At 26.1% G+C, this 16,394-nt stretch carries 10 protein-coding genes and 1 pseudogene; 10 read left to right on the top strand and 1 reads right to left on the bottom strand.

What is annotated here, in order from left to right:
* Nucleotides 1–1,232: 1,232 nt before the first annotated feature.
* The 8 genes and pseudogenes from Q0K19_RS13755 (at nt 1,233) to Q0K19_RS13720 (ending at nt 9,729) form a co-directional block, all read left to right on the top strand.
* On the top strand, nt 1,233–1,640 hold the full coding sequence (locus tag Q0K19_RS13755; protein WP_297248927.1) for a hypothetical protein: 408 nt from the start codon (nt 1,233–1,235) through the stop codon (nt 1,638–1,640).
* Nucleotides 1,641–1,826: 186 nt separating this feature from the next.
* Complete coding sequence (locus Q0K19_RS13750; RefSeq protein WP_297248925.1) at nt 1,827–2,540, top strand: hypothetical protein; 714 nt, start codon at nt 1,827–1,829, stop codon at nt 2,538–2,540.
* Between the two features lie 90 nt (nt 2,541–2,630).
* A complete protein-coding gene (locus Q0K19_RS13745; protein ID WP_297248923.1) occupies nt 2,631–3,065 on the top strand; it encodes a hypothetical protein in 435 nt (144 codons plus the stop codon).
* A gap of 20 nt (nt 3,066–3,085) precedes the next feature.
* Nucleotides 3,086–5,191: an ankyrin repeat domain-containing protein gene (locus tag Q0K19_RS13740; RefSeq protein WP_297248921.1), complete on the top strand. Its 2,106-nt coding sequence runs from the start codon at nt 3,086–3,088 to the stop codon at nt 5,189–5,191.
* Between the two features lie 88 nt (nt 5,192–5,279).
* Nucleotides 5,280–5,534, top strand: coding sequence for a hypothetical protein (locus tag Q0K19_RS13735; RefSeq protein ID WP_297248919.1), 255 nt, complete (start codon nt 5,280–5,282; stop codon nt 5,532–5,534).
* A 158-nt stretch (nt 5,535–5,692) separates the two neighbouring features.
* Nucleotides 5,693–6,196, top strand: a complete 504-nt coding sequence (locus tag Q0K19_RS13730) for a hypothetical protein (protein ID WP_297248917.1) — start codon at nt 5,693–5,695, stop codon at nt 6,194–6,196.
* A gap of 560 nt (nt 6,197–6,756) precedes the next feature.
* Complete coding sequence (locus tag Q0K19_RS13725; protein ID WP_297248915.1) at nt 6,757–8,118, top strand: MATE family efflux transporter; 1,362 nt, start codon at nt 6,757–6,759, stop codon at nt 8,116–8,118.
* A 181-nt stretch (nt 8,119–8,299) separates the two neighbouring features.
* Nucleotides 8,300–9,729 (top strand): annotated as a pseudogene (locus Q0K19_RS13720) (sodium:solute symporter).
* A 152-nt stretch (nt 9,730–9,881) separates the two neighbouring features.
* Here Q0K19_RS13720 and Q0K19_RS13715 read toward each other — a convergent pair.
* Nucleotides 9,882–10,310: a hypothetical protein gene (locus Q0K19_RS13715; RefSeq protein WP_297248913.1), complete on the bottom strand. Its 429-nt coding sequence runs from the start codon at nt 10,308–10,310 to the stop codon at nt 9,882–9,884.
* 1,214 nt (nt 10,311–11,524) lie between these two features.
* Between Q0K19_RS13715 and Q0K19_RS13710 the strand changes: the two genes are divergently transcribed.
* The gene (locus Q0K19_RS13710; protein WP_297248911.1) at nt 11,525–13,861 is read left to right on the top strand and encodes a BspA family leucine-rich repeat surface protein; all 2,337 of its coding nucleotides are present in this window, start codon (nt 11,525–11,527) and stop codon (nt 13,859–13,861) included.
* A 146-nt stretch (nt 13,862–14,007) separates the two neighbouring features.
* A partial coding sequence (ileS, locus tag Q0K19_RS13705) for an isoleucine--tRNA ligase (RefSeq protein WP_297248909.1) occupies nt 14,008–16,394 on the top strand: 2,387 nt, incomplete at its 3' end.

Here is a 16,394-nt window from a genome sequence, read left to right as displayed (position 1 = left end):
ATATATAAACAAATAGTTGTTTTATCTAGTTTAATTTATTCTTTTTATTTTATAGATTGATTTTCAAACGCTTCAAAGCCTTGTAATTGAGAGAAGAATAAAGTCTTATAATATACTGAAAATTTTTAAGTTTGTCAACTGATGCACTTTATATAGATGTTATCTACTTTTTTGCCGCACAAAAAAGTAGCAAAAAACGCAATTGCTAAAACTTTATATTAAAAATATACCTATTAAATATATGATATAACCTAAATTTAGACTAAAATGCAGTTCTTTTGGTTCTTTTATACCAATAAAAGAACTGGGGTGCGGGGCAAAGCCCTGCAGATATTTAAAATTTAAAAAATTATTTTTGACAAAATATATTTGTTTAGGTATATACTGAAAATTTTTAACTTTGTCAACTATTCGCCATAGGGGCTTTCCGCACGGTATTACCTACTCTTATCAAACGTCCGCTATACGTGCGGCTGATTACTCATTATTATACAAAATTAATAAATCTATATCACATGTAAAACATATTTCTTTAATATTACATAATCTTTTATTTTATAAAAAATTATAATTCACATTTATAAAAAGGTAAAAATTTACAAAATATAGTTGTTTAGGTATATATAAACAAATAGTTGTTTTATCTAGTTTAATTTATTCTTTTTATTTTATAGATTGATTTTCAAAACGCTTCAAATCCTTGTTATTGAAGAGAAAATAAAAGTCCTGTATCGTACTAATAACTGCAAACGCTTGAAAACCTATTATATGAGGGAGAATAAAAAATCTAATAATAGTACTGAAACATAACTATTTTTTCAAACGCTTCAAAGCCTTTCTATTGGAGGCAGAAATATAGTCTTATTATAGACTAATATTTCAAATTATTAAAACTTTTATAAAAGATAAATAACCTTATTCAATTTTCTATAGAAAATTAATAATTATATATCAATATAATAATAAAAAAATATAAATTTATATTGATTTTAATTTAAAATAATATATAGTATAATAAATTTAATAATAAATTTAAATTCGTATTTAAATTTAAAAATACATTTAAAGTTATAGGCGGTTTTTTTGTATAAAAAATATTAAATACATAAAAACTTAAAAAATTATGACAATTTTTGCCGTATTGATAGTGCATGATTAAGCTATAAAAAAATTGAATGAGCAAATAAACATGAAAATGTTTAGAATAAAAATTTAAAAAAGGAGTTCCAATTATGAACAAAAAATTATTAACAATCTTTTTAAGCCTATTTTTAGTAGGCATATTATCAATAAGCTGTTCCAATGAGGATAAAACAGCTCCAAAAGGTATAGAGCAGTATAATGGTAAGACTTATGTATCAGAATCTGCTATAATGGATTCTACATATTTATGGGTATCAGTTAAAGATGGTCAAGTGTCAACTCTACCAAGTGATAATATAACACCCCCAGATTTTGACACAGCTTATTTTGCTGTAACAGGTTCTGGTACTGATTATAGTTTTTCTTTAGATAGCGGTTCAGTAGTAGGTACTTTAAAATTTTCTTCTGACGGTTCTTCTGTAACACTTAAATATACAGCAAATCCAGATGCTCCTGCAGAAATGTTAAATAAAGATATAGTTTGCAATAAAAGATAATAATCAATCATATTAAAAATTAAATGGCTTTGCTTGAATTTTTTTTGAGTAGAGCCTTTATTTTTCAAAATAATAAAAATTATGAAAAAATTTGTCTCATTGATAGTGCATAATTAAGTTATAACAAAATTGAATGAGCAAATAAAAATGAAGATGTTTATAATAAAAATATCAAGGAGTTTTACTATGAGTAAAAAAATTTCAACAATCTTTTTAAGCCTATTTTTAGTAGGCATTTTATCAGTAAGCTGTTCTAATAAGGATAAAACAGCACCAGATACAAGTACACCAAGTACCCCAAAAACTATAGATCCAAAATATTCTGGTATATGGACATCATCATATAACTCCGATGCTGTAGAAATAGATATAAACGGTAATATATACGAATACAATAGCACTCGTGGAAATAAAGGTGAAGTATTAGAGTCTACTGATCCTAGTTATAAAGTAAAAATTTATGGTAGTGAGATTACAATAACATTTAAAGATGTAAATAATGCAACTGTCAATATTAATGGACAAAATGTTACATATACTAAAACTTCACAAGGCATAGAACAGTATAACAATAATACTTATGTGTCAAAAGATAGTTTTGATGCTTCAAGTCTAGATCCAGGTTTAAAAACAGCATATTTATGGGTATCTATAAAAGACGGTAAATTAGCAACTTTACCTGATAATAATAATACAACAGCTCCAAATTTTACAGGAATGTATATGACTGGCCCAATAACTGGTTATGGTACTGATTATACTTTTGATGCCGGAGATGGTAAAACAAAAGGTACTTTAACATTTTCTTCTGACGGTTCTTCTGTAACAGTTAGATATACAAAAAATCCAGATGCTCCTAGCTTTGAAAATAAAGATTTTATATGTAATATAAAAAAATAATCAATCATATTTTTAGTTAAAGGCTTTGCTTGTATTTTCAGCTGAAGCCTTTAGTTTTTATTTTGAATTATATTTAATTAGGAGTAAAAAATGAAATTAAAAATATTCTTATTAGCTTTATTATCAATATTAGTATTTATATCCTGCGAAAGCAAAGAGGAAGGCTGGTACAAAAATGTAAGTTATAAATTCTATACTAACGGCAATGAATCCCTGCTCTTTGTAGGAGATAAAGTTTTAGTAGGAGATGAAGAAACTGTAGTCAATCCTTTAGCTTCGATTCTAACATTATTAACCACTTCTGCGAGTGAGATAAAAAGTAAAAATGAGGCTGTTTATACTATGAACTTATTTGTTACAAAATTATATTTCAATTTCAAATTAAAAGGCAATACTCTTAATTGTTCTATAGAAGGAGAAGAAGAAGTTAACTATTATTATAACGATGAATTAACCAAAAAATATTATACAAATATAATCGAAGTAAAAAAATGGTGGGAAGAATACAGTTCTACTAATGAGTAATTATTAAATGGAGCAGGTTTATGAAATTATTCAAATTATTTATTCTATTTTCAGTATTTAATTTATCCTATCTATACTGCGAGGATAGGCTCAATTATCAATTATACGAAGCATGCAAATCAGGAGATATTAAAACTGTTAGAAAATTAATAATAAGAGGAGTCAATGTTAATGAAAAAAGCGATTTTATTGAGGATACTGCTTTATTAATTGCAAGCCGTAACGGATATTTTGATATAGTTAAACTTCTTATAGAAAACGGTGCTGATGTTAATCTTAATACTCCGATAAAAAATGCTATTATGAACGGGCATTATGATATAGTAAAATTATTAATGGATAATAATGCAGAGTATTCAAATAATTTATTTAATATAAGTTATATTGACAGTTATCTAAATAGATTCGTTACTGAGTCTTTAACTTCCTTAGAAATAGCAGCAAGATATGAGCATAGAGATATTGCAAAATTACTCGTCAATAATAGTGCCGATTATAAAAATAATGATTGGTATGCTGTTAAACTTATAATATCAAAAAATTATGATGATGTTTTTAAAAGTCTTTTAGATAAAGGCATAAACATTAATTATCAATACAGCAATTATAATAATCATAGTTTATTAATGTATGCTATAGATAAAAATTCTACAAATATAATAAAACAAATATTAGATAAAAAACCAAATTTAAAAATTACAAATAACAGCAGAAAAACAGCTATTATGCTTGCTATGGATCAGTCATACAGTAAAGATATTATGAATATATTTCTTAATAGCTATGTATTTGATAAATATAAAACTTTAATATCATTATATACTAATAATAATTCTGTAATAGAAGAAATAAATAATATGGTAACTAATCAAAAACTATATTTAGGAAGAGATACTAGTTTTGAAAGTAAAAATGGAAATACTAAAAGTTTTGAAAAAGGAACTTATCTTCTAAGTTTATGTACTGCATTAGAGTATTATGATGTAGCTCAGCAATTAATTGATATAGGATATTTAGATATTGATAAGAATTTTAATAATACATATCCTCTTTTATATGCTATTAATGATAATGATTTAGAAGGAGTTAAGTTTCTTATTAAAAATAATGCTCATATATATAATACTATAAATAATGATTATGGGTATTATGAAAATACAACATTAATGTATGCTATAGAAAAAGGCAATAAAGATATAGTTGAAGCTCTTTTATCAAAAAAAATACCTTTAAATGAAAATGATGGTAAAGAATTATATTTAGCAGTAAAAGACAATAAATTAGAAATAGCTAAGCTTCTCATTGAAAATAAGGCAGATGTAAATACAAGATATGATAACAAAACATATTTAATGATTGCAGCAGAAAATAATAATAAAGAAATGGCAGAACTCCTTATTTCTAAAAAAGCGGATATTAATACTAAAGTTTATGATAATAAAACAGCTTTGCATTATGCATTTGATAATAATAATTTTGAAATGTATGATTATTTAAAAAGTAAAGGTGCCATTGAAACAGAAGATTTAAAAATAAAAATGCAGGAATTAAAAAAATTAGAGGAAGAAAAAAGAATAAAAGAACAGGAAGAAATTGAAAGACAGAACCGCTTAAAAGAACAGGAATTAAAAAAATTAGAGGAAGAAAAAAGAATAAAAGAACAGGAAGAAATTGAAAGACAGAACCGCTTAAAAGAACAGGAATTAAAAAAATTAGAGGAAGAAAGACAAAGATTAATTTATGAAGCAGATAGAAGAGCATTAATAGAAAAAAATATGAATAGTATAAATATAGCAAAAGGCTTCAATACTTTCGGAATAATAACAATGGTTGGAGGAGCTTTAACTGCCGCTAGTCCATTTGTATTAAATGCAGTAAACGGACAGCCTAATAATTTTGATTTTTTTGATTTCAGCAAAACTGATAAAACAAGCAAGCTAAATAGAACACTGTTTTTTACAGGTATAGGTTTATTTACAGCTGGAGCATTAACTTCTATTATTTCATCAGTTTATAAAAGCAATTTAGAGAGAAAAATATATTATTCCTTTACTCCTATTATAAATCAAAATCAAAACGGAATATTAGATTATGGATATATATTTAGTTTTAATTATAAATTATAGTTTTTTTATATTTAAATGAAATTATGACAGTTTTTGTCGCTATAATAATATATAATTAAATCATAATTGATATTAAAGGAGGCTTTTTATGGCTCAAAATTTTTACTGTGAATACTGCGGTGCTAAATACACATCAATAGCATCATTAACTAGCGGTTATTGTCTTAAGCACCCTAACGGTCCAAACAAGGGCAAGCATAAACTTTATGAAGGCGGTGAGAAGTCAGAATATTTTTGCAAGTATTGCGGGGCTAAAAATAAATCTTTACAGTCCTTAGTAAATGGTTATTGTCTAAAGCATCCTAATGGCCCTAATAAGGGTAAGCATGCACCGGCATTGTAAAATAAAATTCCATATTATTTATCATATAAATAAAAATATGAATATGCTTGATTTTATGAATTAATAATTTATAATAAGCTATTATCAAATAAATTTGAGTTTTTATTTATTTAATTATAAATAAGTAGAAGCTCAAAATTTTTTATAAGGGCTTAATTATGAATAAAAAAATATTATCATTTTCTTTTGTATTATTTTTAATATCTATTTTTTCTACTTATCAAATTTCTTATGCTCAGACAAAAACTTCTATTAGAGTTCCTGAATATGGTACTGGTATTAATAAAAGTTGGGACGATAGATTTTGTGTTGGATTTGTAAATGTTACTAAGAATGGAAGTTCTTTAGGAGAAACTCAGATGAAAGTTTTGGGTTCAAGAAATACTTACAGAGATAAGGGTACTTTATCAATAATATTATATTTAGAGGATTTATATATTGAAAGTGAAATTCCGGCAAAACATATAGTTGAAATTAAATCTTCTGATTTTTCAATACATTCAATATTAACTGCTGAAAATTTTGATAAACCTATAATATTTAAAACATCTACTTTTAGATATGAAAGAGCTTCACTTTATATAAATGCAACTATTACTATAGATAAAGATGTTTATACTGTAAAGGGTACATTAAGACATGATCCTAATGCTAAAGATTAAATTTTATTTAATTAAAACGCACGGTAAACAAAACTAAAAAATAATTTTAAATGCTATTTTATTTTAACTATTAATAAAAATAAAGTTAATCGTGCGTTGAATAAGTTTTAAAGTTAATAAACATTTGGGCGGGTGCTTTATTTTCTAATTCAATAAAAAAATAAATTTAAATTAAAATTTCAAAAATAAACTATAAATATTAAAGGGCGGGGTATGTAATAAAAGTTTTAAAATTTAATTACATTTGCCCACCCTTTATATTTTTTAATCTCATTTGTCACTTTTGTATTAATTTTCTTTTTTATTTACACTACTATTATAACGCCCACCTAAGCTTTATTTAAATTTTTAATCTTTACACCGCACGATTAATGCATTTTTTATATAATATTATTTAATAATATAATTTAAATTAAATAAACAATCTACTTACCTTGCGTTTAATTTTATAAAATGAAAGTTAATATAAAAAATAATTTTGTTTTTACTATTTAATTAATTGTTATTTGGTTTATAATATGATGATAAGTTTAATTAAATAATAGGTGTTAAAAATATAAATGGCTAATCATATAGGAACAGATCTCACAGAAGCAAAAGTTGTTCCCACATTATTAAAACTGCTTATACCAATACTGATGTCTAATATGCTTAATGTTGTATATAATATAGTGGATAGTATTTGGATAGGTAATATTATAGGACCTCTTGGACTTTCGGCAGTTGCAGTAAGCTTTCCAATAATGCTTATAATGGGTTCTTTTGCCTTTGGAGTTAATATGGCTAACGGAGTTATAGTTTCTCAATATTACGGAGCTAAAGATTATGATACTGTAAGCCATGTTATAAAAGTATCTACCACTTTGGGAGTTATAATATTATTTACAGTTGGAGCTTTAATGCTTATATTCTCAAGAAATATACTTGTAATGATGAAAACTCCTGAAAATGCTATGGATATGGCATTAATATATTTAAGAATATCTATTTTGGGTATGCCTTTTGCTTATACTTACTTTTTTATTTCTTCTATATTAAGAGCCGTAGGAGATACTGTAAGACCATTAATATTTTTGATTGTATCATCTATAATTAACATAATATTAGACCCTATACTTATAAAAGGTTTTTGGATAATACCAGCAATGGGACTTCAAGGGGCAGCTATTGCTACTGTAATTGCTCAATTTACTTCTGTATTTATAAGCATAACATATCTTAGAATAAAAAACAGCTTTATAAAAATAAATCCTTTTGTATTTACATTTGATTTGAATATGACTAAAAAAATACTTAAATTAGGAATACCTATTTCATTCAATCAATTTATAGTAGCTTTCGGATGGTTAGTAATTACAAGACTTATAAGCAGTTTCGGAGAGGCAGCAAGTGCAACTGTGGCTATTGTTAATAGGGTAGAATCACTTTTTATAATGCCTATGGGAGCTTTGGGAAATGCTGTTATGACAATGTCGGCACAGAATATAGGAGCTAAAAAATTAGAAAGGGTAAAAGAAATTCTAAAAAGCGGAATCGTTATAGGAATTATAATTTCTTCTATTATGAGCATATTTTCAATAACTAATCCTTATTTACTTATAAGGATGTTCACAAAAGATACTCAGGTTTTTGAATATGCAAGAAGCTATATCTATACTATAATGCCAATATTTATTTTTTATTCTGTGATGTTTGTATGTAATGGAGTTATAAACGGTGCAGGAAAAACTATAGTAATAATGGCCTTTACAACATCAACTACTTTAATTTTGAGAACGATTTTAGCTTATGCATTATCTCCTCATTTTGAGCTTATAGGAATATGGCTTTCTATGGGTATATGCTATATAATCAATACTTTCTTTAGTATGTATTATTTAAAATCCAACAAATGGCAGAAGAATTCAAATATCACCCTGTAAATATTTTTATTAATATAACAATAATTTTTGTTTTTATTTACGAAAGTGTTTTGTTTGTAAATAATATATAATATGTTTTCGGTATTTTTTACATATAATATCTTTATATTAAAAATAAAAATATTATAATTATTCATTAAAATTTTCATTAAAAAAATAAAATATTTAAGGAGTTTTAATTATGGGCGGAACTATAGTAATAATTATAGTAGTTCTATATTTAGTAGCTATGCTTCTTATAGGCGTGTACTCCAGTAAAAAAATCAGCAACAGCAATGATTTTGCATTAGCCGGAAGAAATTTAGGACCTGTACTTTTGGCTGGAACTTTGGCTGCTACAAATATTGGGGGAGGTACTTCATTAGGTTTAGCAGAACAGGCTTTTGGTAAATGGGGACTTTCTGCAGTTTGGTATGTAATAACAGCTTCTATTGCTTATCTTGTTTTAGCATTTTTAGCTCAAAGATTCAGAAATGCAATGGTTACTACTGTATCAGAATATTTTTATAAAAGATATGGTAAAGCAAATGCATTAGTTACTTCTATTATAATGGGTCTTCCTATGATAGGTATAACAGCAGCTCAGATAATAGCTTCAGCAAGTATATTAACTGTTATGACTGGATGGAATTATAAATTATCAGTAGTAATAGTTACAATAGTAGTTACTGCTTATTCTTCTATGGGCGGACTTTGGGGAGTTGCTTTTACGGATTTGATTCAAGGTTCATTAGTATTTATAGGCAGTTTAGTTGCTATACCTTTTGCTTTGAATTATGCAGGCGGTTTTGATCATGTACTTGCAAATTTAACACCTGCACAAAAATCATTTACTGCTGGTATGGGCTGGCCTACTATAATATCATTAACTATAATGTATATTGCTTCATATTCTGTAGGCCCTGAAATTAGTCAGAGATTCTTTTCTGCTAGGGATTCTAAATCTTTAATGATAGGTTCTTTAGTCGGCGGATTGGTATGTATATTATATTCTTTATTCCCTGTATTTTTAGGTTTGATTGCTTCAAGTGTTGTTAAAGACGGACTTCTTACTTCTGAACTTCTTACTTCTGAAGGTACTAGATATATTTTACCTGTACTTGCTATGCATACAATGCCTCCTGTAATGTTGGTTTATTATTTTCTGCATTAATATCAGCTACTATGTCATCAGCTGACTCTGATATGCTTGCAGTTTCTGTAATAGCTACAAATGATATATATAAAAAATACATTAATAAAAATGCTACTGATAAACAATTACTTTTCCTTGGCAGAGCATGTATGGTTGCTGTTGGGCTTATATCTATGTTTATAGCTTTCAAGGCTTCAAACTTAATAACAATATTGATGTTCTCATTTAGTTTAAGAGCTGCCGGAGTATTTATACCATATTTATTTGGTAACTATACAAACAAAAAACTTTCTGCAGTTGCTAGTATGGGTTCATTGATAGCCGGAAGTGTTGTAACAATATTCTTCCAATACAATAAAAATATTAATTTATTCGGTGTCGACCCTATAATACCTGGTATAGTTGCAAGTTTAGTAGTATTCTTAGTTCTTTCTGCTATAATACAGCCTAAGCCTGATGACTCAAAAGCTGAATAAAAGTGAACTGATAATATAAAAAGCAGATATAAGAATATATTAAAAATCTTTTATCTGCTTTCATTTTTTATAATTATTAATTAAATTTGTATATAATAAAAGGCTTTATCTGACAAAACAAAGTAAAGCCTTTTTATATTTGATATAATTGATTATTTTTTATTACAAGTTATATCAGAATTTAAAATTGATTCAGATGCCTCAGGATTTTTTGTAAATCTAACAACTAAAATAGAACCATCAGGAGCAAATCTTAAACTACCTGCTATGCTTCCATCTGCTGAACTAAAATCATAATCTGTACTAGTAGAACCTGTTACTGAAAAATCAATACCTTCTCCATATGTAGGGGCAGTGTTATTATCCGCATCAGTAATCATATCAATTTTACCATCTTTTATTAATACCCATAAATATTGATTAGCAGATACAGTAGATGTTGATACATAATTATTTCCATTATACTGTTCTATGCCTTTTGTAGTTTCTCCTGATCCTGTTTTGTCAGCATTTGAACAGCTTGCTAATAATATACCTACTAGAAATAGGGTTAAAAAGATTGTTAGAATTTTTTTAATCATAATAAAACTCCTTAATATTTTTATTAAAAAATAATAATATATTATATTTAAAATTAAAATAGTAGTAAATTCTTTTTTTAATATTTTAACAAAAAACTCAATTATTAAAAGTATAATCAATATTTATTTTAAATTTTTATTATAATATAAACATTTTTACATTTATTTGTTAATTTAATTTTTGTTATAACTTAATTATGTATTGCAATATATAATTAAATGTAAAATTGTTATATCAATAAGAAGACTTTCAAATATTTACGCACGGTAAGTAAGTCAAAATACAAATAAATTTTTATTGCTAATTTATACTATAAAAAATAATAAACTAATCGTGCGTTAATAAAATTCTATATCTAATAAAAACTTTGGCGGGTGCTATATTTTCTAGTTTAATAAAAAACAAATTTAAATTATAATTTCAAAAATATACTATAAATATCAAAGTGCAGGGTATGTAATTAAAGTTAAAAAAATTAATTACATTTGCCCACCATTTATATTTTCAATCTCATTTGTCATTTATGTGTTACTTTTCTTTTTTATTTTACACTGTGATTATAATACACGCCCAAGATTTTTTTTAAATTTATTGTATTAACTACAATAACAAGAAATTAAGCATTTGAAAATTTTGAATAAAATAAAAATATAAAATTATAAATATATAAATAAATTAATTGATAATAATTACTTTATTGACTTTTAAAATAAATGTATACTAAATAAAATAATTCATAAAATTTGTATTAAATTAATATTATAATTTTATTTAGTTTTAAACTGATAAAACATGTCTTTTTTGCAACTTTTTTAGGCATAAAAAAGTTGATAAATAAAAAAATTATACTATTTTATTATCAATTTTTTCAACAATAAACTATAAATATTAAATGTGGGGTATGTAATTAAAGTTAAAAAAATTAATTACATTTGCCCACCCTTTATATTTTTTAATCTCATTTGTCATTTTTGTATTACTTTTCTTTTTTATTTTACACTGTGATTATAATACCCACCCAAGATTTTTTTAAATTTATTGTATTATCCACCGCACGCAGAGCAAAATTAATAATTTAGATTAATTTTTAAATATATATTTTAATTATTTATAAAGTTTTATTAACCGTGCGTTATAAAATTAATATATTCAGTTAATAGAAATTCTTAAATAAATATATTATACTGTTAAAATAAAAATTACGGATAAATATATGCATAAATACAAACCAGAAATTTTAAAAGAATTATACGAAATAGTACAAGATGAAAGTATTTATTTAGGCGATATAGATACAAGTCTTATTAAAGATATGAGCGGATTATTTTCAGGAAGCGAAAGAGAAGATTTTTCAGGAATAGAAACTTGGGATACTTCTAATGTAGTAAGTATGAACTCAATGTTTTCTTTTGCCCGTAAATTTAATCATAATATAAATAACTGGAATGTATCTAATGTAGAAGATATGGGGTATATGTTTAGGTATGCAATTAAATTCAATCAGCCTCTTAATAATTGGAATGTTCATAAAGTAAAAATTATGAATTATATGTTTAATGATGCTATGGAATTTAATCAGGATATTTCATCTTGGAATGTTGAGAGTGTTAAAGATATGACTTGTATGTTTGAGGGATGCAGTAAATTTAATCAGCCGCTTAATAGTTGGAATGTTTCTAATGTTGAAAATATGTATTGTATGTTTGCACAATCTTTTGAGTTCAATCAGCCTTTAAATGATTGGGATATATCAAATGTTAAAGATACATCATATATGTTTTATCTTGCTTCAAAGTTTAATCAGCCTCTTGATAAATGGAATACCTCAAAGGTAAAAAATATGAGTTACATGTTTGGCGGCACTTATAATTTTAATCAGTACAGTTCTTTAGAAAATTGGGATATTAGTCAAGTTAATTCTATGGAAAATATTTTTCAATTCTGTAATAACTTTAAAAATTTTCAAAATTTGAAATGGACTTTATATTTACATGTATTAGGTGATTATTATTACGGTAATGATATTATAAAAGACAATTTAAAGGAGATACAAAAAATAGCTTCCGAAAGTAAAAATAAAAAAATAATAGCTTTCAAAAAAAGATTAGAAAATACTTATTATAATGAATTAAAAGATTTATCAGATTTCAAAATTTTTAAAAGTATAGAAGAAGCAGAAAATTATGCTGAAAATAATTTAAATAAGAAAGATGAAAAGAAAGTTGATTTTATAAAAGAAGCTAATGTATTAATAAAAGATAAATCAAGAGAAGTTAATATAAATGTAATAAAATACATATATTTAAAATATTTAGAATTAAAGAAGTATATTTACCATATTATTGAAATTGATTCTATTATAGATTTGCTTGATAAAGAAAGTTTTTTGAACTTTGCTTATAATATTTATAAAGAAACTAATAAAGAAGCAGCACAATTAATTTACGGATTATATGGAGGATATGAAGCATTAGAAGAAATATACAAAAAAGACAGCGAATCAAAATTATTTTTTAAAATACTATCTTTAAATAAAGAAAATGAATACACAATTAAAATATTATTCAATATATATAATAATGCTAAAAAAATGGCAACAAAAAACAATGCTTTAGATATTTTGATAGAAATTGCAAAAGATAAAAAAATTCCTTTTTACAATTTAGAATTGAAATATAATTCAAATATTGGCTTTGACAAAAACAGCGAAAAGATTCTTGATGAAAATTATAAATTAATACTAAACAATGATTATTCTGTAAGTATATTCGATATAAAAGAAAGTAAAATATTAAAATCTATTCCAAGAAATTTAGACGAAAACAAAAAACAAAATATAAAATATATAAGGGAACAAGTTTCTAATATTATAAAAAAATTCTCGTATATATTAAATCAATTACTCATTGCAGGAGATAAATACGATTATGATTTTTTCAAAGAGGTATTTATTGACAATACAATTATGAATAAATTTGACTTATCTCTTATATGGAGTTTATACAACAATAGTAATAATTTTATAACAACATTTAGATATGCAGGGGATGGAAGCTATACAAATTGTAATGATGAAGAAGTGAAAATTGATAATAATAGTTTTATTAGTTTAGCAAGCCCTATCGAAATGGAAGAAGAAACAATTACAAAATGGAGACAACAATTACAGGATTATGAATTATCACAGACTATAAATCAATTAAGCATAATAAATATTGATAAAAATAATTTAGAAAATGAAATAGATAAACTTCAAAATATAGAAATTGCTTACGGTACTTTCAAAGCGTTTGGAATGAGATATGGTATGTTTCCTTTATATACAGAATATAGAACAATTAAAGAATATACTTTAACTATTGATGATGGAGATACTTTTACAATAAAAGCAAAAATTAATGGTGAAACTGATTATGCTGATTATAAGGATAAAATCAAAATAAATATTGAATTTACAAATAATGAAAACAAAGAAGTGTCAAAAAGATTTATATATACTTTATTAATATTTATGATATGGGATTTCAGACTTACAGATATGTTTAATTAATTATTAGAGTATAAAATTTGAAAATATTAAATTATTTTATCTATATAAAACTTGTAAAATTCCTACTTATAGTATAGAATTGAATATCTTTATAAAGTAGTAAAATTTTATTAAAGAAAAATTTAATCAATGGAGCAAAAAATAAGATGGATTATAGTTCTACTATCAATTTGCCTAAAACTGCTTTTCCTATGAAAGCAGGTTTAAAGGAAAAAGAACCCAAAATAATAAAAAAATGGGAAGATGAAAAACTTTATCAACAACTTAGAGAATTAAGAAAAGGTGCTCCTAAATGTATTTTACATGATGGACCGCCTTATGCGAATGGAGACATTCATATTGGAACATCATTGAACAAAATTATTAAAGATATTATTGTAAGATATAAATCTGCTAAAGGTTTCGATTCTCCTTATGTTCCTGGTTGGGATTGTCATGGTATGCCTATAGAATTAAAGGTACAGGAGAGTTTAGGAGATAAATATAAAGAAACTTCTAAATTTATAATGAGAAAAAAATGCCGTGCTTATGCTCAGAAATATATTGATATTCAAAGAAAAGAGTTTAAAAGACTCGGTGTAATGGGAGATTGGGAAAATCCTTATCTTACTATGTCGCCTGAATATGAATCTGAAATAGTTGAAGTATTTGCACAGTTAGTAGAGAAGGGTTACATATATAAAGGTTTAAGAACTATTCACTGGTGTATGGATTGTGAAACTGCATTGGCTGCTGCTGAAATAGAATACGATGATAATCATACTTCTACAAGCGTTTATGTAAGATTCCCAGTATTAAATAAAATCAATGATAAATTAGATGGTAATGTTGATGTTATGATATGGACTACTACTCCTTGGACATTGCCTTCAAATATGGCTTGTGCTTTCAATAAAGATTTAGAGTATGTTGCAGTTGAAATAGACGGAAGATATGCAATAATGACAACTTCTTTGGTTGATACAGTTCTTAGTAAAAAAGATATGAAAGCAGAAGGCAGAGATATGATTCCTGTATCTATGGAAGAAATTGAAAAACTTGAAATAGCTCATCCATTCATAAAAGACAGAAAATCTGCTGTTGTATTTGCTGATTATGTTGAGGCTACTGCAGGTACTGGTATTGTTCACACGGCACCTGGTCATGGTATGGAAGACTATCAAACTGGTATGAATTACGGACTTGAAATATATTGTCCTGTTGATAAAGCAGGAAGATATACAAGCGAGTTTCCAGAAATGCAGGGAATGAAAGTAAGAGATGCAAATCCTAAAGTAGTAGAGATACTTGAAAATAATGGTTCATTATTCCATAAAGAAAAAGTTACTCACAGTTATCCTATTTGCTGGAGATGTAAAAATCCATTGATATTCAGAGCTACTTCTCAGTGGTTTATGAATATGACACATGATAATATAGATAAAAGAACAGTTAAAGCATTAGATAATATTAAATGGTATCCAGCTTGGGGACATGAAAGAATGAAAAATATGCTTGAAAATCGTCCTGACTGGTGTTTATCAAGGCAGCGTTCTTGGGGAGTTCCTATACCTGCATTCTATTGTAAGAACTGCGGAAAAACTTTATTAACTGCTGAATCTACAAGACATTTTGCTGAAATAGTAAAAACTAAAGGAATGGATGTTTGGTTTGAATTAGAGGCTAAAGACTTACTTCCTGAAGGCACTAAATGTGAATGCGGAAGCACTGATTTTGATAAAGAGCAAGATATTTTGGACGTTTGGTTCGATTCTGGTGTATCATCTTTTGCGGCACAGAAAACTAATAAAGATTTAGACGGAGTTTTCCCTGTTGATATATATTTAGAGGGAGGCGACCAATACAGAGGTTGGTTCCAAGCTGCAATTTGGCCTTCTATGGCTATAAGAGGAATACCTCCATACAAAGAGCTTATAACTCATGGCTGGACTTTAGACGAGCAAGGCAGAGCTATGCATAAAAGTGCCGGCAATGTTGTTTCACCTTTAGAAGTTATTGACAAATATGGTGCTGATATATTAAGACTTTGGTGTATAAGTGAGGACTTCACTCATAATGCACGTGTTGGCGATAACATGATGAAGGCTATTGCTGACAATTACAGAAAAATAAGAAACACTTTCAGATATTTGTTAGGAAATATTTCTGATTTTGATTTCACTAAAGAAAAGATTGAAGTTAAAGATTTACTTCCTGTAGACAGATATGCTTTATCAAGACTTCATAGTTTTATAAAAGTTGCTGGGAAGGCTTGCGATGGTTATGAGTTCCATTTATTCTATCAAAGACTTATAAATTACTGTGTTGTTGAGCTTTCTGCTACTTACTTTGACATTATAAAAGATAGATTATACTGTGATAGAAAAGATTCGCTTTCAAGAAGAAGTGCTCAGACTGTACTTGTTGAGATATTAGATGTATTAGTAAAAATAATAGCTCCGGTACTTCCTTTCACAACTGATGAGGTTTGGGGATACTACAAAGGAGAAAATGCTTCTTCTGTACATTTAGAGTTATATCCTAAAGCTGATGA

The organism is uncultured Brachyspira sp. (assembly GCF_944393015.1).
In the GTDB taxonomy this organism is placed as follows: Bacteria; Spirochaetota; Brachyspiria; order Brachyspirales; family Brachyspiraceae; genus Brachyspira.
The sequence above is the reverse complement of the archived record's forward strand: the minus strand, read 5'-3'. Positions and strand labels throughout refer to the sequence as shown.